Source organism: Francisella sp. Scap27 (assembly GCF_013394105.1).
In the GTDB taxonomy this organism is placed as follows: domain Bacteria; phylum Pseudomonadota; class Gammaproteobacteria; order Francisellales; family Francisellaceae; genus Francisella; species Francisella adeliensis.
This window is the reverse complement of the sequence record NZ_CP041326.1, coordinates 1,368,760-1,391,481: the sequence shown is the minus strand read 5'-3', so window position 1 is coordinate 1,391,481 and position 22,722 is coordinate 1,368,760. Positions and strand designations below refer to the sequence as shown.

The following is a 22,722-nucleotide window of genomic DNA, read 5'->3' as shown; positions in this document are numbered from 1 at the left end:
TTGATAAAACTTTACTACTGCCCCTATTTAACTTATCATTCTCTTTAAAACCTCTCACTCAAACAATACCATTATGAAAAAAATATTTTTAATAATTTTTGCTTTAGTAAGCCTCTCATTCACAGCATTCGCTGAAAATGCGAAACTAAATGTAGTAGCAGCTGAAAACCAGTACGGTAGTGTTGCCAAACTTATCGGCGGAGATAGTGTCAACGTTACAAATATAATAAATAATGCCGACGGTGACCCACACACATTCATATCATCTGTTAAGAATGCTAAGCTTCTAGCTAATGCTGATGTAATTATATACAACGGTGCTGATTATGACTCATGGATACAACCAATATTAAAAAGTAATGAAAAAGCTACTGTTATTAAAATTCAAGATTTAGCAGAATTCAAAAAAACATCTAATCTTGGTATAAACCCACATCTTTGGTATAAGCCTGAAACCTTCCCTGCTCTTGCTAAAAAACTTACAGAAGTTTATTCAAAAATAGACACAGTTAAGGCAGATGATTCTTTATACCAAAAGAACCTTAAAAAATTTAACGACAAATATAAAACAGTTGATAGCCTTGTAGAAGCTATCAAAAAAGACTACTCTGGAACACCTGTAACAGCTACAGAACCTGTATTTGGTTATATGGAAGAAGCTCTTGGTCTAGAAACTAAAGGTTTAGACTTCCAATGGGTGATTATGAATGACTCTGAACCAAGTCCAAAAATGATGATTGCTTATCAAGACTTACTTAAAAACAATGAAGTCAAAGTGCTTTTCTATAACAAACAAGTAACAGACAATACTACCAAAAACATTCTAGATTTAGCAAATAAACAGGGTATACCTGTTGTTGGAGTTACTGAAACTATGCCAACAGATAAAGATGCTATTTCATGGATGGTTGATACTCTTAGTGAAACTCAACAAGCACTAGCTCAATCAAAAAAATCTGTAGAAGAAACCGCCAAAAATGATTAAATGCCAAAACCTTATTATTGGTTATAAAAATACGCCTTTAAGTAAATCTATCAATTTAAACATCCCAACTAATGCTTGGGTTGGTATTGTTGGTAAAAATGGAGTTGGAAAGTCAACTTTCTTTAAAACTATGCTTGGTAAGATTCCTAGTATATCTGGCACAATAACAATTGATGATAAGAAGTTTGATACTGATGTGATAAGTTATATTCCTCAAGAAAGAGATGTCAATTATGAAGAAAAAACTTCTGGTCTAACACTTGTAAAGTATAGTTACAAACCAAATTTTTGGGGATTGCCATTTTTTAATAAAAGCTTTAAGCAAAAGTTAGGTTACCTTATAAACTTGACACAAACTCAAGACTATATATCTCAACCTTTCAAAGATTTGTCAGGTGGTCAAAAAAAGCGTATATATCTTATGCAAGCTCTTATTAATGAGCCCAAAATACTGCTTCTAGATGAACCATTATCAGATCTTGATCCAAATGCTAAGCAAGAGTTTTTGCGTTGCTTAAAAGAGATTCATGCAAAAGAAAATATCACCTTACTGCTAATCTCTCACGATATGAAAGAAATAAGCACTCAACTTGATTCATTCATACATTTTAAAGATGGCGATTGCCACTATTGTGATGAGATGCCTTGCTTGAAGGAGGATATTTGTGTTTAGCTATACCTTTATGCAATATGCTTTTATAGCGGGTACTATTATTGCTTTTATTTGTGGTTTGATAAGTTTCTTTGTAATTATTCGTAGACTTTCTTTTGCTTCCCATGCTCTTGGACATATAAGTTTAACTGGAGCTGCTGGTGCTGTTCTTTTAAATCTTTCAGCCCTTACAGGTCAACTAATAGTAAATCTCTTTGCCGGTATTCTAATGGGTGCATTTGGAGATAAAATCAAAAAAAATGATATCGCTATAGGAATTGTTTTAACATTTTTCTTAGGCCTAGGAACTTACTTTTTATTTTTATATCAAAATGGTTACTCTGGCTCTGTGATGACAATTCTTGTGGGAAATATTCTCACAGTATCGCTCGAGCAAATATATGTATTGTTCGGCTTAGCAGTATTTACAGTTATTTTACTAGGTTTTATTGCTCGACCACTATTTATATCTTCGATTGACCCAACTTTTGCTGAGTCTAAAAATATCTCAAACAAATTACTATCTATACTCTTATTTATATGTATTTCAATCACTGTATCAATGGCTTGTCAAGTTGTAGGGATTTTATTGGTCTTTTCATTACTTATAGGTCCAGCAGCTATTGCAACGCAGTGGGTAGATGGCTTTTATAAGCCGATAGTTTTAAGCTGTGTTATATCCGTCATGACTGTATGGCTTGGTATTGTCGCTGCCTACTATATTGATGTACCTATTAGCTTCTTTATAACAACGATTATATGCGCTCTTTATATAGTGAGTATTGCTAAAAACAAACTATATTCTTAATTAGCTTCAAAGTATAACAAAGCCACAGTGATTTCTAGTATTTTTAGTTATAGTATCCATTTCATTTACTATCATTTGCCTTTATAATAACCTCCATCTAAAAAGATTTCTTATATATTAAAAATGGTTATTACAAAAGAAATAGAATATCGTGCTGATAATGTACTTTTAAAAGGTTTCTGTGCTTATCCAGACAAAGGTGCTCACTTATCTGCTATCATTATAGCTCCTACATGGGCTGGGAGAGATAGTTTTGCATGTGATAAGGCTATGCTACTAGCAAAAAGAGGCTATCTAGCTTTTGCTTTAGATTTATATGGTGATGGTAAAGTCGGACAATCAAAGGATGAAAATGCCTCTTTAATGAACAATCTTTTAGAGGATAAGTATGCTCTTATGACAAGATTAAGGGCTGCCTTTAGTGTTGTTAGAAAAATGCACCGAGTCGACAAATCAAATATTGCAGCAATAGGATACTGTTTAGGTGGTAGATGTGTCTTAGATATGGCAAGAGCAAACATGGAGTTAAACGCTGTAATAAGCTTTCATGGGCTTCTTCAGTCAAACATAACTAAAGAACAAAATATAGAATCTAAAGTCTTAGTCTTGCATGGCAATAATGATCCTATGGTAACACCTGAACATGTGTATAACTTCCAACAAGAGATGGAATCAAGAAAAGCTGACTGGCAATTACACACTTTCGGCAACACATACCATGCTTTTACTAACCCTAAGGCAAATGACATTGAATTTGGAACTGTATACAACAAAGTTTCAGATCAAAGATCTTGGAAATTAGCAATAAACTTCTTAAAAGAGAATTTCACTAGAGGTTACTAGTTTTTAGGCAGTTCTATAGGTTTTTCATCAAACCTATATAAGGTAATTGGCGATATCTATCGTTATAGTCTAAGCCATAACCAACAATAAATTTATCTTCAATCTCAAAGCAAACATAGTCTAAATCAACTTCTCTTTCCAGTCTTGCTGGTTTGAATAGCAAAGTAGCAAATTTTAGCGTCTTAGGTTCAAGCTGATTTAAGCCATCAACCAATCTATGATAAGTGTGGCCAGTGTCGACTATATCTTCAATAATAATAACATTTTTACCCTCTATATACTCTTTTTTAAGAGAGTCTATAGTTGATATAACCTTACCAGAACTAACAGTCCCAGAACCATACGATGAAGCTGTAACAAAGTGTGTACGAAGATCTACATCAAGCTTTCTTGTTAAGTCTGCAAAAAACATAAATGAGCCTTTTAACACACAAATAAGGACTATCTCTTGACCAGCAAAATCTTTATTTATTTCAGCTGCTAGTTTTGATATTTCTTTATCTAACTCACCAGCAGTTATATATACTTCAGTATTATCTACCGCAAAACTCATCTGATTAACCTCTATTAAAATAGTCTTCTAAAAACAAAATCTGCTCTCTTGAAGGACCATAAGCCAATGCAGAAATAGGAATACCAATATGCTTTTCGATAATATCTAAATATGTTTTAAGTTCTTTTGGCATATTTTCCAGAGTAATCTCATCATCTATAGTAAATGGCTCAAGCTCGACAAGTATTGGCTCAACTTTATATAAATCTATACCAGGATAAGCACAATCAATTTCTTTACCTTTATATTTGTACCCTACACATACTTTCAACGAATCCATCTCAGACAAAACATCGATCTTAGTAATAGCTATAGAAGTAAGGTTTGAACATTTCGCAGAATACTTAAGTAATGGCAAATCTAACCAACCACATCTACGCGTACGGCCAGTAGTTACACCAATCTCACCACCCTTGTGCTGAATAAAGTCACCAACATCATCAAAAAGCTCTGTTGGGAAAGGTCCTTCACCAACTCTAGTTACATATGCTTTTGTGATACCAATCACATGATCAAGATCATCACCTGCAGTAGTAGCACCAGAGTAAACACCTGCTACAGAAGTGTTTGAAGATGTAACAAATGGATAAGTACCATAATCAACATCTAAAAGTACACCTTGAGCACCTTCATAAACTACATTTTTACCATCTGCTATTGCTTGATCTATTATAGAGAAAGTATCTGCGGCATATTGTCTTAATTTTTGACCTAATGAATATAGTCTTTCTAACTCTTCATCTATGCTAGGATAATCAACTTTATATAAATCTTTAAACAAAGCTTCTTTTTCAATCAATGCTAACTCTAGTCTTGACCTTAATAATTCTTTATCAAATAAATGAGCAAACTTTATACCCTTACGAGAAACTTTATCTTCATAAGCTGGACCAATGCCTTTACCTGTAGTACCAATCTTTTCAACAGCACTATTTTCACGTACTGCATCTAGAATTTTATGATAAGAAGTAATAACTGTACATGAACCAGATACAAATAAATTCTCACCACTAATAGAAATGCCTGTCTCTTGTAATCTAGTGATTTCTTGATCTAATGCAATAGGATCAACAACTACACCATGACCAATCACACATTTAGTATGTTTGTGTAACACACCAGATGGTACTAAGTGCAAGAAAGTTTTTTTACCATCAACCACTAGCGTATGCCCTGCATTATTACCACCTTGGTAACGAACAATTAGATCTGATTTTTCTGCTAAAGTATCAGCAATCTTGCCTTTACCTTCATCGCCCCATTGAGCACCTACAATTACGATATTTGACATCTATTTGAATCTTGTGAAAATTAAAGTTTAGATGGTGTTATTTTAATATATTAGCTATTATTTTGCTAGTATAAAGTTTACTACACAAAATCAACAACTGTTTCTAGCTCGAAAAATGAGTTTTAAATTGATAGTTTAAAGGCACAATTACAAAATCTATATTTTAATACTTAAAATTGTTATAATTCTCACAAATTTTACTTTCACTATCACAATCCACAAGGAAGAGAAATGTCTAAAAGAATAAAACGTGTTTTAATGTCTGTTTCAGATAAAACTGGGATAGTTGAGTTTGCTAAAGAGTTAAGCAGATATAATGTCCAAATCCTTTCAACAGGTGGTACATCAAAAGCCCTCAGAGACGAAGGCCTTGATGTTACAGATGTTTCTGATCACACTCACTTCCCTGAAATAATGAATGGCAGAGTAAAAACTCTTCACCCTCTAATTCACGGAGGTATTTTAGCTGACCGTGACAACCAAGAACACCTAGATGCAATGCTTGAAAACAGTATCGGTGCCATTGATATGGTTGTAGTGAATTTATATCCATTTGTAAATACAGTAAACTCTGGCGCAGATTATGATACTTGCGTTGAAAACATCGATATTGGTGGCCCTTCGATGGTTCGTTCATGTGCAAAAAATCACAAACACACAACTATTCTTACAAGCCCAAGCCAATACGCAACAGTAGTAAAAGAGATGTCAGAAAATGAAGGCAACACTACTCTTAACACTCGTAAGAAGTTCGCGTTAGAAGCATTTGCTCACACTGCTGAATACGATAGTCATATTGCTAATTGGTTTAGTAAAGAACTAGAGGAAGAACATCCTCAAAAACTATTTACAGTTGGTTCGTTAGAGCAGGTATTACGCTATGGTGAAAACCCTCATCAAAAAGCGGCTGTATACTCTACAGATAAAAATACTGTTAGCATCACCAATGCAAAACAACTACAAGGCAAAGAACTTTCTTATAATAACTTAAATGATGCTGATGGCGCTTTTGAAATGGTTTGTGAGTTTAGTGAGCCATCTTGTGCAATCATCAAACATGCTAACCCTTGTGGTATTGCCTCTGGTAAAAATGCTCATGAGGCTTGGAAAAAAGCACTTTCTTGTGACCCTATCTCTGCGTTTGGTGGTATTGTAGCATTTAACTGTGAGGTAGATGCAGAATGGGCTCAATCTTTAGGCAAGATGTTTTTAGAAGTAATAATCGCACCTAGCTACACTAAAGAGGCTTTAGAAATACTATCTGCGAAGAAAAATCTGCGTGTACTAGAAACAGGTAAAACATTCGATACAAAATCTAATCGTATGATTAATAAAAACATTCATGGAGGAATATTATCTCAATCTTATGATAACGGTGGTGTTACTATAGAAGACTGCACAGTTGCTACAGATCGCCAACCTACTGAAAAAGAATGGGCTGACCTTATGTTTGCTTGGAAGACAGTAAAATTTGTTAAATCAAATGCTATCGTTTACGCTCGTGATACTCAAACAGTAGGTATAGGTGCTGGACAAATGTCTCGTGTTGATTCTGCTAGAATTGGAGCTGAGAAAGCAAATTCTCACGAAAGTGCAAAAAACTCTGCAGTTGCCTCTGATGCTTTCTTCCCATTTGCTGATGGCTTAGAAGAATGCATTAAAGCTGGTGCTACAGCAGTTATCCAACCAGGTGGCTCAAAAAATGATCAAGAAGTTATTGATGCAGCAAATAAAGCTGGTATCACAATGATCTTTACTGGTATGAGACACTTTAGACACTAGAAAACTCTTATATTTTCTCAAAATATAATCTTATACATACTTCTAGAATACTCTATCTTTATAAAAAGAAATATTTGCATAGCTGAAACTAGTAAATAAACAATACCAATACTTTGTATTGTTGGCTGATTTAAAAATGACACCGCTAGTGCTATAGCAAAACCTATAATAATAGTTATGCTACCTTGTAAAGCAGAAAATACTCCCCCATAATTACAAAACCTAGACATATTTTCAGCTATTATATTAGCAAATATAAAGCCAGAGCCAAAATTAATTGCTGCCACAGTTAATGCAACTGTATAAATTGACTCATAACTAACAAATGAAAATATTAAAGAACTCATGCTTCCTATAGTTAGCCCAAATAAAATGAGTTTATTACAAGCTACCTTATTAATTAATTGCTTATTAATTAATGTTCCTACAAAATAACCTAATCCCGAAATAAGAGCAGCTAGTCCAAAAGCATCAGGCAATTGTTTAAATATATTTACTGACCAAAATGGTGCCGTAATATTAAAAATAACTGCCTGAGAAAAACATAACCCTAAAATTCCTGTTCTAGAAATAAACTCTTTATCTATAATTATTTCTTTAGAAATATTTATATAATCAGACAACTGTTTACTTCCACAATTTTTTCTATCAATTAATTTTATCGAAGCAACCAATAATATAATTGCATATATCAGTGTTACAATGAATATAGCTTGCCAATTGAAACATGTTACCAAGACACCACCAAGATATGGTGATATTATTGGCCCAATCCCCCATGCTAAAGATAAATAAACAATTACTAGTTTAAAGCTATGCCACTTAAACTTATCCATGACTATGGCTCGCGAATTAACTGCAAATGACCCACACATAACCCCTTGAATAAATCTCAATACTAGTAGAACTAATATAGATTTAGTACAAAGAATTAAAACCGTAGCAAATATGTAAATTATTAAAGATAGTATTGTAGTTTTACGCCTACCATACAAATCAGATAAAAACCCAAAAGCAAATTGGCCAATAGCAAAACCTATTATCATTATAGTAATTGTCGATTGAGCCATAGAGCTTGAAGTAGAAAAATAATTAGCAACATCAGGCAGTGTTGGTGAATATGAATCAATGCTTACGCCACACAATAAATTTAAAACTGGTAAAAAAAATAGTAATTGCTTCTCTTGTTTATTCATATAGAAATCCCTTTTAAGATATTTAAATGTTTTATTGTTGACTATTATAAAACCTCAAGTTAACATGAGGTCAAGGGCTTTACAGAGGAAAGTATATGAAAAAAAATCTAAGTGTAGGAGAGGTTGCTGAAAGATGTAATATAAAAGTTTCGACAGTCCATCATTATGAAAACAAAGGATTAATACATGGTTGGCGCAACTCCGGAAACCAAAGAAGATTTAGTCGAGATGTGCTTCGTAGAATATCAATAATTAAGGCAGCACAAAAAGTAGGAATTAAGCTGGATGATATAAAAGCTTCATTTTCACACTTACCAAAAAAACAGACCCCAGATGAAAGTGATTGGCAACGACTATCTATGGTTTGGAAAAAAGACCTAAATGAAAAAATAGACTACTTAACTAAGCTCAGAGATAATTTATCAAGCTGCATAGGTTGTGGTTGTTTATCTTTAGATAGATGCCCTCTATACAATAAAGATGATAAATTTGGAAAAATCGCTAAAGGTGCAGATATTTTTTATAGAAAATAGATTTAAATTATTATTGTGCAAATGCCCAACAAACTTGAGAAAAACGTTGTCTTATAATCATGTCTCATCCTTATAACAATCATGAAATAACTAAAGATGACTATATTCTTACTATAAAATACCAACCTATAATAAAAGAATAGACCGAATATGCTATTTGCATGGAAAACTGTAAAATCAAATACTATTGTATATTCTCATGGTACTCAAATTGTAGGTATTACAATGGTCTTTACTGGTATGAGACACTTTAGACATTAATTTACTAACTCTTAAGTATCGCTAGACTGCTGAAGGTAGCAATGGTGAAATTATCAAAACAATACCAATAAGAATAATGAAATAAATACTTTTTGACTTATAAACATGTAGAGAAGGGACTTTATATACCATATATGCTGGAGCTAGACAGCCTAGCACTCCAAATATTGGCCCAGATAGTGGTACTAGGTTATAAATAGGTGCCTCAAACACTATTGATAACCACGTCAATAAAAATATTATTATAACCACCAGTATATCTATACTCTTAAGGTTTACCATTCCATACGGATTAAACTTAGAAAAACCGGTTTTTAAGAGCCCTTTCAAGGATTCTGTCATGCCTGATAATATACTCAAAAATGAAGTTAAAATTGCACAAACACTTATAACAACCCCACAAACATGTAAAACTACACTTGATAATCCATGCTGCTCTAGTAGCACAAAAGCAGACTGATTTCCTGCTGCAGCCTCCTGTGCAAATTCCTTAGGAATTACAAGTGAAAATGAAAGTATATAAAAGCCTATCAAACTAACCAATAAGATGAATGCTATTTTCATCGTTCTCAATGTTTTTTGCAAAACTAATTCATCACTCTTAAGGCCTGAATAATGAATTCTATAGGCTGAAACCATGGGGCTTAATGACTGTATAAAAAGTATTGAGGTCAAAGAAAAAGGCAACATGAAAACAGTCCGGGTTATAAACTCACTATTTTCCCTTGGTAGAGTAGCTATATTATCTAATGACCATAAAGGTATTAGAAATATCGAAGCTAAAATAACAGCTATTACTAGTGCACAAACCAAGAAAGATGAAACTCTTACTAGTAGCTTTTGGCTCTTTATACCTATAAAAATCATTATTAGCATTAGTAAAGCACTATATATTATATTTTGCTCAAGATGAGGGTTGTCTGTAAATTTGAAGATATATAGATATGCTGCTAATGATTTAGCAACAACTTCGGCGTAAATTACGGTCCAAATAACCATCATCAGGAAGTAGAGCATCCCCAAGAAAAATGACCATCTGCTTCCCAATAACTCACCTACTACTTCTTTATAAAGTTTAGGCTCTTTTGAAGCAAATAATGTACGAATATATAGCCTCTGAAATAAATATATACCAGGGTAAGCTACTAAGATTGAAATAGCGAATATTGCAAACCCAACGATACCTGTAGTAACAGGGACTAATACAATTCCAGCTCCAACAGCCATTCCTATACTGATTATTAGCCAGCTATAATCAAATTTATCAAACTTAGGTTTTTTTTGCATATCTATATAGTTTTCTCACTTTTCATATGCAAACAGATTATTTCAAAAAAGCTCTTAACTAGCAATACTAATTATAGCTAATCACAAAAAAGGGTTAAAAGTACTTATAGACTATGTAATCCTATTACCAAAAATACTTTTGAAGTTTGAAGTATAGCGAAAGGTCCGGGTATCTTTTATAGAAAATAAGTTTTATAGATCATTATAATTATGGTGCACTGAGTGGGACTCGAACCCACACATCCTTCGGACACCACCCCCTCAAGATGGCGTGTCTACCAATTCCACCACCAGTGCAGGTAGATTATTTAGATTGTGTTGCTGCATTTGTTTTTGCAACAATATCTTGTACTTGTTTTGTTGCTTTATCTTGACCAGTCTCTTTTTGGTATTGCTCATAGTCGTACTGATTAGCAATAGACTTAGCAGAAGTATCTGTAGTTGCGGCTTTAGGGCTTTTACCAAGATAACCAAGAGTTAAGCACCCAACAAAAAATACCGCTGTGCAGAAAATTGTCGCTTTAAATAAAAATGATGCCGAACCTTTACTACCAAATACAGTATTTGAAGAACCAGCGCCAAAAGATACGCCCATATCAGCGCCTTTTCCTTGCTGTAAAAGTACAAGTACAATAATAGCTAAAGCTGCTATTACATCTATTGTTAAAATTATTGAGTACATATTATATTTGCTTGATTTATTATTTCGTTAAACTCAGAAGCTTTTAGTGATGCTCCACCAATCAATCCACCGTCAACATCTGCCAGACTCAAAATGTCTTTAGCATTTGCTGCTTTAAGGCTACCACCATACACTATTTTAATATTTTTAGCAAGATTTTCATCTATTCTAGCTATCATAGATCTAATGAATTTATGTGTATCTTGAACCTGTTCAAGAGATGCTACAACACCTGTACCTATTGCCCATACAGGCTCATAAGCTATTACTACTTTACTTAATTGCTCTACAGATAAGTTCTGTAACACTAAAGCTAGTTGAGATGCTAAAACTTCTTCAAGCTTACCACCTTCTCTATCTTCTAATGATTCACCTATGCACACCACAGGAGTTATATCAGTATCTATAACTTTTAGTAGTTTTTTAAATACACATTCATCTGTTTCACCAAACAAAGACCTTCTCTCCGAATGACCGATTAATAGGTAATCACAACCTAAGTCTTCAAGCATAGCTTTTGAAAGTTCTCCTGTGAAAGCACCATCATCATTAAATGTGATATTTTGTAAACCCACACCAATTTCTTTTGGTAATTGAGCAATAGTTTCTTTTACATATACACTAGATGGAAATACTGCAACACTTACCTTTGAGCTATCAAATTTAGCAGTCGCAATACCAGCACAAAGCTCTTTAATGCTTTGAGTGTTACCATTCATCTTCCAATTACCCATTATTAATTTTTGCATATTTTATTCCACTTTTTGTTTTATAGTTTTTTAGATTTTTTCTTTTACTTTCTCTACCAGGTATTCTGCATGCTTTTGAGCTAAACCCTTATCATCTGCTTCTACCATTACACGAAGTACAGGCTCAGTTCCAGAAGGTCTTAAAAGCACTCTTCCATGTGAAGCTAACTCTGTCTCCGTCTGAGCAACATCATTTGTTAACTTATCTAAATCCTTGGGTGTTACTTTCTTTGCTAAAGGTACATTTATAAGTACTTGTTGCATAAGCTCACCAGCTAACTTAAATTGTGAAACCGGTTTATTATATTGAGAGAATATCGCTAATAATTGCGCAGCTGTAAATAAAGCATCTCCAGTCGTACCAAAATTTAGGTTTATTACATGGCCTGATGACTCTCCACCAATCTTATAACCATACTTTACTAGATCTTCAAGAACATACCTATCACCAACTTTTGAGCGAATAAATGGAATATCATTTTGCTTATAATGATTTTCATAGCTCATATTTGTCATTTGTGTACCGACTATACCATCTGTACCACCACAAATGTCACTAAACTGTGAAATGATATTTAAAATACCATCACCATCTATCAAATCACCTTTTTCATCAACGATCATGATTCTATCAGCATCACCATCAAGTGAAATCCCTAAATCAGCATTATGTTCTTGTACTGCTTTTGCTATATTATCAATACAAGTAGCTCCACAATCCACATTTATGTTTACACCATCAGGATCAGATGCAATTGTAATATAATCTATTCCAAACATATCAAGCAAAGATTCAAAATGGTTTGATGCAGCACCATTAGCACAGTCGACCACAACCTTTCCAGTATAAGAAACTATGTCTTTGAATTTAGAGTGACAATCATTTAAATAATCATTAATTAAATTTTCTACAAGAGTGTAGTTACCAAACTTATAATCTTTTTGGTATTCAAAAGGGCTATCTATTTTAGACTCAACAACAGCCTCTAAGCCATCATCTAGTTTAAAACCATCTGATGAAAAAAGCTTAATACCATTATCAGTAAATTTGTTATGTGATGCCGTGATAACAAAACCTGCTGACGCTTGATGCTTAACAGTTATAAAAGCAACAACTGGAGTTGGTACAACTCCTAAATCTAAAACATCAATACCAGCACCATTTAAACCAGACACTAGAGCATACTTAAGCATATTACCTGAGCTACGTGTATCTTGGCCTATAATCACTAGTTTTTTCTTCTTTTTATCGTTTAATACGGAGCCAACAGCATTACCTAGTTTTTGCATAAACTCTGCTGTAATAGTTGAATTACCAACTTCTCCTCTTATACCGTCAGTTCCAAAATACTTAGCCATAGATATATCCTTAAAACTTTAATAATGCTGTAATATCATGTCCTGCAAGCTTTTCACGACCACCTAAACCATCTAGCTCCATTACAAATATCATTCCACAAACATTGGCTTGTGTTTTTTCGATAAGCTCTGCTGTAGCTGTAGCTGTACCGCCAGTAGCAAGTAAATCGTCTACAACAAGAACTTTATCATCTTTTGAAAAAGCATCCTGGTGAATCTCCAAGCTATCGCTTCCATATTCTAAATCATAGCTTACACTATAAATCGCTCTAGGTAACTTGCCTGGCTTACGCACAGGCACAAATCCAAGACCTAACGCTTCTGCTAGCGCCACACCAAAAATAAATCCTCGGCTTTCAGTTCCTGCGATGATTGTTGGCTTAATATTTTTACTCTCTAAAGCTTTTTTCATCTCAAAAGTAGTTTTGCGTAAGCCTTCTGGATCAGCTAATAAAGGTGTAATGTCACGGAACATAATACCTGGTTTAGGATAGTCAGGCACAGTGATAATTTTGCTTTCAATAAATTCTAAACTCATGGAAATACCTATAGGTAGAAATTTGATAAAAAATTAGAAAACTATACTTGTAGTAAAATTCTAGTTGGGTCTTCAAGAAGTTCTTTAATCATCTTCAAGAACCTTACGGAAGTACCACCATCAATGATTCTATGATCATAAGATAATGCTAAATACATAATTGGACGAATTTTTATTTCACCATTTACAACCATTGGTCTTTCAACGATATTATGCATGCCTAATATAGCACTTTGTGGTGAATTGATGATTGGAGTAGAAAGCATAGAACCATAAGTACCACCATTAGTAATAGTAAATGTACCACCTTGCATATCTTCAAGAGTTAGTTTACCATCCCTGGCTTTAATAGCCTTATCAACTACAGCATTTTCTAAATCTGCCAAACTCATATCATCAACATCTTTCAACACAGGAACAACTAAGCCTCGGTCTGTACCAACTGCTATACTTATGTCAAAATAGTTATGATAAACAATATCGTCACCATCAATAGATGCGTTTACATCTGGGAATTTTTTCAAAGCTTCTGTAGACGCTTTTAAGAAGAAAGACATAAAGCCAAGCTTAGTATCATGCTCTTTTGCAAACATCTCTTTGTATTTTTTTCTAAGCTCCATAACTGCAGTCATATCGACTTCATTAAAAGTAGTCAAAATTGCATTAGTCTGCTGAACATCTACCAATCTATTAGCAATAGTTTTACGCAAACGAGTCATTTTAACGCGTTTTTCGTATCTCTTACCTTGTGGTGCAGTAGCAACTTCTGGCTGACTTACTTTTACACTAGATGCATTTTTCACATCTTGAGTTGTTATACGACCTTTTTTACCAGTTCCTTGTATATCACTAGCATTATCTAACCCACTAGCGTTAAAAGCTTTACGAGCAGATGGTACTAAATGAGGATCATTTGAGTTAGAATCTGTCTTTTCATCTTCATTAGCTGGTGCAGAACTAACAGCTACTGCCCCTTCAGATAATTTCGCAATTGATTCACCAGATAAAACTGTATCACCAGCATTTTTTGTAATAGCTACTAATGTACCATTAACAGTTGCTGGAACTTCTAAAACTACTTTATCTGTTTCAATCTCAGCTAAAATATCACCCTCAGCCACAGCATCACCAACATTTTTATGCCATTCCGAAACTGTACCATCAGCTACTGATTCTGGAAATACTGGAGCTTTAACATCAACTTCAGTGCCTGATGCTGTTGTTTGTACTGGAGCAGCTTCTTCAGCCTTTGTGCTAGGTTCAGCAGATCCATCAGCATCTATTTGCGCTAAAGCTTCTTGCGACAAAACTGTATCACCAGTATGCTTTTTAATACCTTTTAATACTCCGCTTGCCGTAGCAGGAACTTCCATTACCACTTTATCAGTTTCAATTTCAGCAACGATATCACCTTCGTTAACAAAATCACCTTCATTTTTATTCCACTGAGCTAGTGTACCATCGGCTACAGATTCCGGAAACATTGGGACTTTTAATTCAACCATCATTTACTCCTAGTAAAATTTTTATATTTCTAATGCTTTATTAACAATTTCTTCTTGCTGTTTTGTATACAGCGCATGATAACCAACAGCCGGTGCAGAAGATCTTTCTCTTGCTACAACCTCTAATGTTTGCTTATCATCCAACAACTTCTCTAGCTTTCCACGAATATGATACCAAGAACCTTTATTTTGAGGTTCTTCTTGAAGCCAGACTACTTTTTTAGCATTCTTATATTTTGCTAGTATCTTGCCGATATCTTCTCGAGGTGTAGGGTAAAGCTCTTCAATTCTCACCACTGCTATATGTTCATGCTTATCAGTTTTCTTAGCCATAAGATCATAATAAACTTTACCATTACAAAGTATGATTTTTGTAACCTTATTAGCATTAGCTTGATCATCATCTATAACCTTTTCAAAATGTCCTTTTGAAAGCTCTTCTAAAGAAGAAATTGCCTTAGGATTTCTAAGTAGACTTTTTGGCGTCATCACGATTAGAGGTTTTCTAAGTGGTCTAATAACTTGTCTTCTTAACAAATGATATATCTGTGCTGGTGTTGTAGGTGTACAAACTTGCATATTTTGATTAGCACAAGAGCTTAAGAATCTCTCAAGCCTACCTGATGAATGCTCAGCTCCAGCTCCCTCTTGACCATGTGGTAAGAATAAAGTTAAGCCAGATAATATACCCCACTTTTCTTCTGCTGCCACTAAAAACTGATCTATAACAACTTGAGCTGTATTCACAAAGTCACCAAACTGTGCTTCCCATATCACTAGAGATTTAGGGCTATAACAACTATACCCATACTCAAAACCAAGCACACCATACTCTGAAAGTGTTGAGTCAATCACATCAAATCTAACACCTTCTTTGATATGCTCAAGAGGTATGTACTCTTCAGGACTTTGATCTGTATTCATATTTTTAACAACAGAATGACGATGTGAAAATGTACCTCTACCACTATCTTCACCAGACAATCTTACAGGATATCCTTCATCTAAAAGCGTTGCATATGCAAGCGTTTCAGCAAAACCCCAATTTAATGGTAATTCGCCATTCGCCATTTTTTCTCTATCAGTAAGAGCTTTTTTGACCTGCATCTGTACCTTGATATTCTCTGGCACAGTACACATCTTCATAGCCAACTCTCTTAAATGATCTTGAGAGATAGTTTTATAGTCATAATCAGTTTCTTGTGTACCCGCATAAGGTAACCAATCAGATACTTTTAAATGATCAGCAACTACACTTCTATCTAAAATATCAACCGTTACTTTACCATCTGTAAGTTTACTACGATAATTTGTCGTGTAACGAGAATATAGTTCACTATCAACCACACCTTCTTTCATAGCCTTATCGCTATAAAGTGTTAAAGTTGTAGGGTGCTTTTTGATAACTTCATACATTTTTGGCTGAGTTCCCGAAGGTTCATCAGTTTCATTATGACCATTTCTACGATAACAAATTAAATCTATAACAACATCTTTGTTAAATTTCATGCGATATTCTAGTGCAATATCTGTAACTCTTACAACAGCTTCAGGATCATCGCCATTTACATGAAATATTGGTGCATCAACCATTTTTGCTATATCTGTAGAGTAATTACTACTTCTATTTACACCATTTTTACTTGCTGTAGTAAACCCAACTTGGTTATTTACTACCAAGTGTACTGTACCACCCGTACCATATGCTTCTGTTAATGAAAAACCAAATGTTTCCATTACAACACCCTGACCACAAAAGGCAGAATCACCATGTATTAAAATAGGAAGAACTTTATTAAAGACATTTCCATCTAACTTGTCTTGAATAGCTTTTGCAGCACCTTCAACAACAGGATCAACCGCTTCAAGATGAGATGGGTTAAATGCCAATGCAATTTTAGCTTCTTTACCATCAATACTACGATAGTTTGAATAACCCATGTGATACTTTACATCGCCTGATAGCGTTTTCTCACTTTGCTTGCCCTCAAATTCTTCAAAAAGCTCTTTTGGATTTTTACCCAAAACATTTACAAGTACGTTTAAACGGCCTCTATGAGCCATTCCTAATTGTACAAATTTTGTTGAATGTCTTGACACTGCTTTCTCGATAAGGTGCTGTAGTGAAGGTATCATTGACTCACCTCCTTCTAAACCAAACCTTTTCTGCCCAACATATCTTAAAGCCAAAAACTTTTCTAGTCCTTCAGCGGCTACTAACTGCTGAAGGATCCATTTTTTCTGCTCCATTGTTGGGGCAGTATCGCTTTCAATTCTGTCTTGAAGCCAAAGCTTTTCTGATTTGTTACTAATATACCTATATTCATAGCCTACGCTTGACTCGTATACTGACTTAAGTTTACTGATAACATCTTTTAGAAGCATTTCTTTATTGTCTGTAAAGCCGCCTAAGTTAACTGACTCAGACAAATCACTCTCTGATAAACCATGTGCAGATATTTCAAGATCTGAGTCTCTATCATACTGCGTAAGCCCAAGAGGGTCAATCTTAGCTGATTTATAAGCATGTGAACGATACGCCTTTAACAAAGCTTTTGCTTTTAAGCTGATATCACTCCCGCCTGCTACAACTACAGTGTTTGTCTTATTCTTAGCTAAACCTTTAAACTCATTAACTACATCTCTATGTACAGTATCAGTTTCGTTAGCTACAGAATCAAAAAAAGACACCCACTCAGGATCTAATCCTTCGCGATTGCCTATAATATAATCATCATATATTGATTCAAGATATTCTAGATTGCCACCAGAAAACTGAGTGGTCTCTAGCCATTGACTAAAATCAGGTTGGTTTTTTTTCATATAGATTCCCAAGAATTGGTTTACTACTATTTATACACTCTTCTTTAATAAAGTTGATCTAATCTTACCGATAGCTTCTGTTGGATTCAAACCCTTCGGACAAACAGAAACACAGTTCATAATTGTTCTGCATCTAAATAAGCTAAACGGATCTTTAAGATCTTCTAGCCTTTCTTCTGTAGCTGTATCTCTTGAATCAGCGATAAACCTATAAGCCTGCAAAAGACCAGAAGGACCAATAAACTTATCTGGATTCCACCAGAAAGATGGGCAAGATGTAGTACAACAAGCACATAAAATACACTCGTATAGTCCATCTAATTTAGCTCTATCTTCAGGTGATTGTAACCTCTCTTTAACAGGAGCTTCTTCATCATTAATAAGATATGGCTTAACTTTATTATAGTTATCAAAAAACTGCTTCATATTTACAATCAAATCTCTAACCACTGGTAAACCTGGTAGAGGATTAATCTTGATTGGCTGTTTTAATTCTCCGATAGAAGTAATACAGGCTAAACGGTTTTTACCATTAATGTTCATACCATCAGAACCACAGACACCTTCACGGCATGACCTTCTCATGGCTAGCGTAGGATCTTGCTCTTTAATAAGCTCTAAAGCTGTAAGCACCTTAACACCTTCGTTTTCTACCTCTACAGTATACTCATCGTAGTAAGGTTTTTTATCAACTTCCGGATTATATCTATAAATTTTAAATCTTACTTCCATTATGCGAAATCCTTATTAGTACTTTCTTTCAGCTGGCTGGAAAGCCTTAACTTTAGTTGGGCTCATATTTACTTCTCTTGATGAAGTTTTATCATCTTCTAAGAAATAAAGCGAATGTTTCATCCAATTCACATCGTCTCTATCTGGGAAATCTACACGCGAATGTGCTCCACGAGACTCTTTTCTTTCAAGAGCCGCTTTTGCTGTTGCAATAGCTGTTAACATAAGGTTATCAAGCTCTAGCGCTTCAATTCTCATCATATTAAATATTCTTGAACTATCTTCAAGAACTGCATTCTCTAGTCTAGTTCTAAGAGCATAAAGTTCATCAAGCCCTTTGTGCATAGTATCTTCCTGTCTAAATACAGAAAAATACTGTTGCATAACTTGCTGTAACTCTTTTCTAAGTACAGAAATTTTTTCCTTACAGCCTCTTTCTTCTGAACTATCCCATCTATTGATTCTAGCAGTAGCAGCTTCTACATTTTCAGCAGAAGTATCTTTCACCTTCATACCTTCTTTTAAACTTTGCTCAGCATGAATACCTGCAGCACGGCCAAACACAACCAAATCAAGCAGTGAATTACTACCCAATCTGTTTGCTCCATGCACAGATACAGATGCACACTCACCTACAGCATAAAGACCTTCTATGACCTTATCTTTGCCATCAATCTGTGTAACAACTTGACCAAATTTATTAGTAGGTATACCCCCCATTTGATAATGACAAGTAGGTACTACTGGGATCATATTTTCAACCGGATCAACACCTGCAAAAGTTCTGCCGAGCTCCCTAACTGTAGGAAGTTTTTCATCAATCACATCAGCTCCTAAGTGAGTCAAATCAAGCCATACACAGCTAGACCCACCAAAGGTATCTCCACGACCTTCCATGATTTCTTGCTGAGATGCGCGAGATACAACATCACGACAAGCAAGGTCTTTTGCATTTGGAGCATAACGCTCCATAAATCTTTCACCATCTTTATTACGCAAGATACCACCTTCACCACGGCATCCTTCAGTAACAAGTACACCAGCTCCAGCAATACCTGTTGGATGGAACTGCCAAAACTCCATATCCTGCAATGGGATATCAGCTCTTAAGGCTAGACCCATACCATCACCTGTATTGATATAAGCATTTGTGCTTGACTCATATATACGACCAGCACCACCTGTAGCTAAAATTGTTATCTTAGCTTTTAAAAATACAGTCTCGCCTGTTTCAATACATAGTGCTACCACACCTGAAATACTACCGTCATCAGCTTTCACTAAATCAACAGCAAACCATTCCGTATAAAAATCCGTATCGTGAGCTAAGTTACCTTGATAAAGCGTATGCAATAAAGCATGTCCTGTTCTATCTGCAGCAGCACAAGTTCTCTCTGCTTGGTTAGCTGGATCATAATTTCTTGACATACCACCGAAAGCTCGCTGATAAATCTTACCATTTTTCAGACGAGAGAATGGCATACCCATATGCTCTAACTCAATAATAGACTGCGGAGCATGCTCACACATATATTCAATAGCATCTTGATCTCCGATATAATCCGACCCTTTTACAGTATCGTACATATGCCATTTCCAATCATCCGAAGGTAGATCATCTTCAAATTGAACATTACCAAGTGCAGCAGCTATACCGCCCTGGGCAGCAACCGTATGCGATCTTGTTGGAAAAACCTTAGAAACAACAGCAGTTTTAAAACCTGACTGTGAAAGCTGAAAGGCTGCTCTTAAGCCAGCACCACCAGCACCTATAACAATAGCATCAAACTCTTGTGTAGCTATACTCATAAAAACAACCTCTTAGTAGAAAAATAATACTGCGAACAGCCAGAAGAAACAGAAGATATATGACAAAACAAATGTCAACATCACTGTAGCACTAGCCCAAGCGCATTTAATGTAGTCACCACATATAATCCAAATACCTACCCAGGCATGGAAAAATACAGCTAAATAAGCCATCAAAGTAGCTATTCTAAAAAACATACTACCCGTGAACAATCCATACCAAGCCTCATAATTAAGTTGACCTGAGTGTGAAAGACACAATGCCTCAATAAGTAGATATGCAAAATATACAGCTATAATAATCGCTGTAACTCTTTGTACAAAAAAGTCTTTAAGTCCTGTAGATGTTAGAGACATTATAGCCATAAGTAGCACCCCCACAACACAGCTGAAACTAAGCCCAGCACAATAACTATTAAAGATGTTGCTTTAGCAGCTTTCATGCTTTCACCAAAACCCATATCCATAAGCATATGCCTAAAACCTGCAAATATATGAAATGTAACAGCAGATAAGAATAACCAGAAAAACACACTGCACCAGCTACCAGTGAGAAGATCTACCGTAGCCTTATAGCCATCAGGACCAGCCAAAGAATAATTCATACCCACAACAGCAAGTGGCATCGCGATAAGTAATATAACCCCACTTATACGATGAAGTATAGAACTTATCGCAGTAATAGGAAAGTTATACGACTTGATTGACATCAAATCAATATTAGTAATTTTTTTCACGCTCGATAATCCTCCCAAGCATTTCACTAAACTTTAAGTAGCGTTTAAACACGCACTCTACAACATCTTAATGATATATTTTTGCACACTCAAATTCAAATATTTAAGTGAAGTTTTAGATTTATTTTTTAAAATTTCATATCTAAATAGACTTGAGCTATTTTATTATTTGCAAATAGCTTTTCTTTAGCTTATTATTCTTTTTGAGTATCGATACGGTAAAAAGCTCTCCAAACCGATTAGAGCTTGTATCTTCTTAATAAATGCATTTTTGCATAACTTTTTTAACTCAACTCTAACTCGGAGGCATAAATTGAAATGAGTAAATACGCAACTCTTACATACGCAGATAAAGGAATCGAATTACAGCTACCTGTACATTCACCTAGCCTTGGTAATGACTGCATAGATGTTTCATCTCTTGTTAAGCACGGAATTTTCACTTATGATCCTGGCTTCATGTCAACAGCAGCTTGTGAATCAAAGATTACATATATTGACGGTGGTAAAGGTATACTTTTACATCGTGGCTACCCTATTCAAGAGTGGACAAAGAAATCAAACTATAGAAGCTTATGTTACGCTCTTTTCTATGACAGAATCCCAACAGACAGTCAAAAGCAAAAATTTAGAGAAGAAATAGTAGCTAAAATGCCTGTGTGCAAACATGTTAAAACAGCTATTAGCACTTTACCTCAACATGCTCACCCTATGTCTTGCTTAATTGCTGGTGTAAATGTACTAGCTGCTGAGTATGTTGAAGATGGTCAAAAAGAAGCTTTTGATAATGTTGCTAAAAATGTTGCCGCAAAAATGGCAACTATGGCTGCAATGGCTTATAGACACAATCGTGGTGAAAAATTCTTAGAACCAAAAGAAGAATATGGCTACGCTGAAAACTTCTTATACATGATGTTTGCAAAAGATGAAAACTACAAACCTGATGAATTACATGTAAAAGCTATGGACACTATGTTTATGCTACATGCTGACCATGAGCAAAACGCATCTACTTCTACAGTAAGATTAGCTGGCTCAACAGGTACTTCTCCTTATGCTGCAATTATCGCTGGTATTACTGCATTATGGGGTCCTGCTCACGGCGGTGCAAATGAAGCTGTACTTAAAATGCTTTCTGAAATAGGAACTGTTGAAAATATCGATAAATTTATAGCAAAAGCAAAAGATAAAAATGATCCATTTAGATTAATGGGTTTTGGTCACAGAGTTTACAAAAACACTGACCCAAGAGCTACAGCTATGAAAGAAAATTGTGAAGAAATACTTTCTAAACTAGGTGATGGAGATAATCCTCTACTTTCAATCGCTAAGAAACTTGAAGAGATTGCTCTACAAGATCAGTTCTTTATTGATAGAAAACTTTTCCCTAATGTTGATTTCTATTCAGGTATTATCCTTAAAGCGATGGGTATTCCTGAAGAAATGTTTACAGCAATCTTTGCTTTAGCTAGAACATCTGGTTGGATTTCTCAGTTAATGGAAATGATAAATGACCCTGCTCAAAAAATTGGTCGTCCTAGACAGCTTTATACTGGTGCTAGCAGCAGAAACTTTTAATTAATTCCTTTCTTCTATC

General features: G+C 34.9%; 21 protein-coding genes and 1 tRNA gene. 7 read left to right on the top strand and 15 right to left on the bottom strand.

What is annotated here, in order from left to right:
- Nucleotides 1–73 precede the first annotated feature (73 nt).
- The 4 genes from FLM55_RS06700 (at nt 74) to FLM55_RS06685 (ending at nt 3,288) form a co-directional block, all read left to right on the top strand.
- Entirely contained in the window at nt 74–985 is a 912-nt protein-coding gene (locus FLM55_RS06700) for a metal ABC transporter solute-binding protein, Zn/Mn family (protein ID WP_178948576.1), read from the top strand.
- Entirely contained in the window at nt 978–1,658 is a 681-nt protein-coding gene (locus tag FLM55_RS06695) for a metal ABC transporter ATP-binding protein (protein WP_178948575.1), read from the top strand. Before FLM55_RS06700 ends, FLM55_RS06695 begins: the two co-directional genes overlap by 8 nt.
- Before the next feature lie 10 nt (nt 1,659–1,668).
- The gene (locus FLM55_RS06690) at nt 1,669–2,445 is read left to right on the top strand and encodes a metal ABC transporter permease (RefSeq protein ID WP_178949087.1); all 777 of its coding nucleotides are present in this window, start codon (nt 1,669–1,671) and stop codon (nt 2,443–2,445) included.
- Between the two features lie 123 nt (nt 2,446–2,568).
- Complete coding sequence (locus FLM55_RS06685; RefSeq protein ID WP_112870687.1) at nt 2,569–3,288, top strand: dienelactone hydrolase family protein; 720 nt, start codon at nt 2,569–2,571, stop codon at nt 3,286–3,288.
- A gap of 13 nt (nt 3,289–3,301) precedes the next feature.
- On the opposite strand, the gene hpt is transcribed toward FLM55_RS06685, so the two are convergent.
- Entirely contained in the window at nt 3,302–3,841 is a 540-nt protein-coding gene (gene hpt / locus FLM55_RS06680) for a hypoxanthine phosphoribosyltransferase (RefSeq protein ID WP_112870688.1), read from the bottom strand.
- A gap of 4 nt (nt 3,842–3,845) precedes the next feature.
- Entirely contained in the window at nt 3,846–5,132 is a 1,287-nt protein-coding gene (locus FLM55_RS06675) for an adenylosuccinate synthase (RefSeq protein WP_178948574.1), read from the bottom strand.
- Nucleotides 5,133–5,363: 231 nt separating this feature from the next.
- Here FLM55_RS06675 and purH point away from each other — a divergent pair, with 231 nt between their 5' ends.
- A complete protein-coding gene (gene purH, locus FLM55_RS06670) occupies nt 5,364–6,914 on the top strand; it encodes a bifunctional phosphoribosylaminoimidazolecarboxamide formyltransferase/IMP cyclohydrolase (protein WP_178948573.1) in 1,551 nt (516 codons plus the stop codon).
- Nucleotides 6,915–6,931: 17 nt separating this feature from the next.
- On the opposite strand, the gene FLM55_RS06665 is transcribed toward purH, so the two are convergent.
- The gene (locus FLM55_RS06665; protein ID WP_178948572.1) at nt 6,932–8,110 is read right to left on the bottom strand and encodes an MFS transporter; all 1,179 of its coding nucleotides are present in this window, start codon (nt 8,108–8,110) and stop codon (nt 6,932–6,934) included.
- Nucleotides 8,111–8,205: 95 nt separating this feature from the next.
- On the opposite strand from FLM55_RS06665, the gene soxR reads away from it, so the two are divergent.
- Entirely contained in the window at nt 8,206–8,643 is a 438-nt protein-coding gene (soxR, locus tag FLM55_RS06660; protein WP_112870692.1) for a redox-sensitive transcriptional activator SoxR, read from the top strand.
- A 282-nt stretch (nt 8,644–8,925) separates the two neighbouring features.
- Here the strand turns inward: soxR and FLM55_RS06655 are convergent, their stop codons facing one another.
- The 12 genes from FLM55_RS06655 to sdhC all read right to left on the bottom strand — a co-directional run bounded on the left by FLM55_RS06655 (nt 8,926) and on the right by sdhC (nt 21,125).
- Nucleotides 8,926–10,191: an amino acid permease gene (locus FLM55_RS06655; RefSeq protein ID WP_178948571.1), complete on the bottom strand. Its 1,266-nt coding sequence runs from the start codon at nt 10,189–10,191 to the stop codon at nt 8,926–8,928.
- Between the two features lie 211 nt (nt 10,192–10,402).
- Nucleotides 10,403–10,488, bottom strand: a tRNA-Leu gene (locus FLM55_RS06650).
- A gap of 7 nt (nt 10,489–10,495) precedes the next feature.
- A complete protein-coding gene (gene secG, locus FLM55_RS06645) occupies nt 10,496–10,873 on the bottom strand; it encodes a preprotein translocase subunit SecG (RefSeq protein ID WP_112870694.1) in 378 nt (125 codons plus the stop codon).
- On the bottom strand, nt 10,861–11,622 hold the full coding sequence (gene tpiA, locus FLM55_RS06640) for a triose-phosphate isomerase (RefSeq protein WP_178948570.1): 762 nt from the start codon (nt 11,620–11,622) through the stop codon (nt 10,861–10,863). Before tpiA ends, secG begins: the two co-directional genes overlap by 13 nt.
- 30 nt (nt 11,623–11,652) lie before the next feature.
- Nucleotides 11,653–12,981 carry a phosphoglucosamine mutase gene (glmM, locus tag FLM55_RS06635; protein WP_178948569.1) on the bottom strand — a complete coding sequence of 443 codons (1,329 nt, stop codon included), beginning with the start codon at nt 12,979–12,981 and terminating at the stop codon, nt 11,653–11,655.
- A gap of 10 nt (nt 12,982–12,991) precedes the next feature.
- Nucleotides 12,992–13,519, bottom strand: a complete 528-nt coding sequence (locus tag FLM55_RS06630; protein ID WP_178948568.1) for an adenine phosphoribosyltransferase — start codon at nt 13,517–13,519, stop codon at nt 12,992–12,994.
- A gap of 41 nt (nt 13,520–13,560) precedes the next feature.
- Nucleotides 13,561–15,024 carry a 2-oxoglutarate dehydrogenase complex dihydrolipoyllysine-residue succinyltransferase gene (gene odhB, locus FLM55_RS06625; protein WP_178948567.1) on the bottom strand — a complete coding sequence of 488 codons (1,464 nt, stop codon included), beginning with the start codon at nt 15,022–15,024 and terminating at the stop codon, nt 13,561–13,563.
- 21 nt (nt 15,025–15,045) lie between these two features.
- Nucleotides 15,046–17,847, bottom strand: a complete 2,802-nt coding sequence (locus FLM55_RS06620; RefSeq protein ID WP_178948566.1) for a 2-oxoglutarate dehydrogenase E1 component — start codon at nt 17,845–17,847, stop codon at nt 15,046–15,048.
- Between the two features lie 30 nt (nt 17,848–17,877).
- On the bottom strand, nt 17,878–18,579 hold the full coding sequence (locus tag FLM55_RS06615) for a succinate dehydrogenase iron-sulfur subunit (protein ID WP_112870700.1): 702 nt from the start codon (nt 18,577–18,579) through the stop codon (nt 17,878–17,880).
- Between the two features lie 15 nt (nt 18,580–18,594).
- Nucleotides 18,595–20,388 carry a succinate dehydrogenase flavoprotein subunit gene (sdhA, locus tag FLM55_RS06610; protein ID WP_178948565.1) on the bottom strand — a complete coding sequence of 598 codons (1,794 nt, stop codon included), beginning with the start codon at nt 20,386–20,388 and terminating at the stop codon, nt 18,595–18,597.
- A 12-nt stretch (nt 20,389–20,400) separates the two neighbouring features.
- Nucleotides 20,401–20,769, bottom strand: a complete 369-nt coding sequence (sdhD, locus tag FLM55_RS06605) for a succinate dehydrogenase, hydrophobic membrane anchor protein (RefSeq protein WP_112870702.1) — start codon at nt 20,767–20,769, stop codon at nt 20,401–20,403.
- Nucleotides 20,745–21,125, bottom strand: coding sequence for a succinate dehydrogenase, cytochrome b556 subunit (gene sdhC, locus FLM55_RS06600; RefSeq protein WP_256868860.1), 381 nt, complete (start codon nt 21,123–21,125; stop codon nt 20,745–20,747). The genes sdhD and sdhC overlap by 25 nt, the downstream gene beginning before the upstream one ends.
- A 318-nt stretch (nt 21,126–21,443) precedes the next feature.
- Between sdhC and FLM55_RS06595 the strand changes: the two genes are divergently transcribed.
- Nucleotides 21,444–22,703 (top strand): citrate synthase, encoded by a 1,260-nt coding sequence (locus FLM55_RS06595; protein WP_178948564.1) that lies wholly within the window; start codon nt 21,444–21,446, stop codon nt 22,701–22,703.
- Nucleotides 22,704–22,722 lie beyond the last annotated feature (19 nt).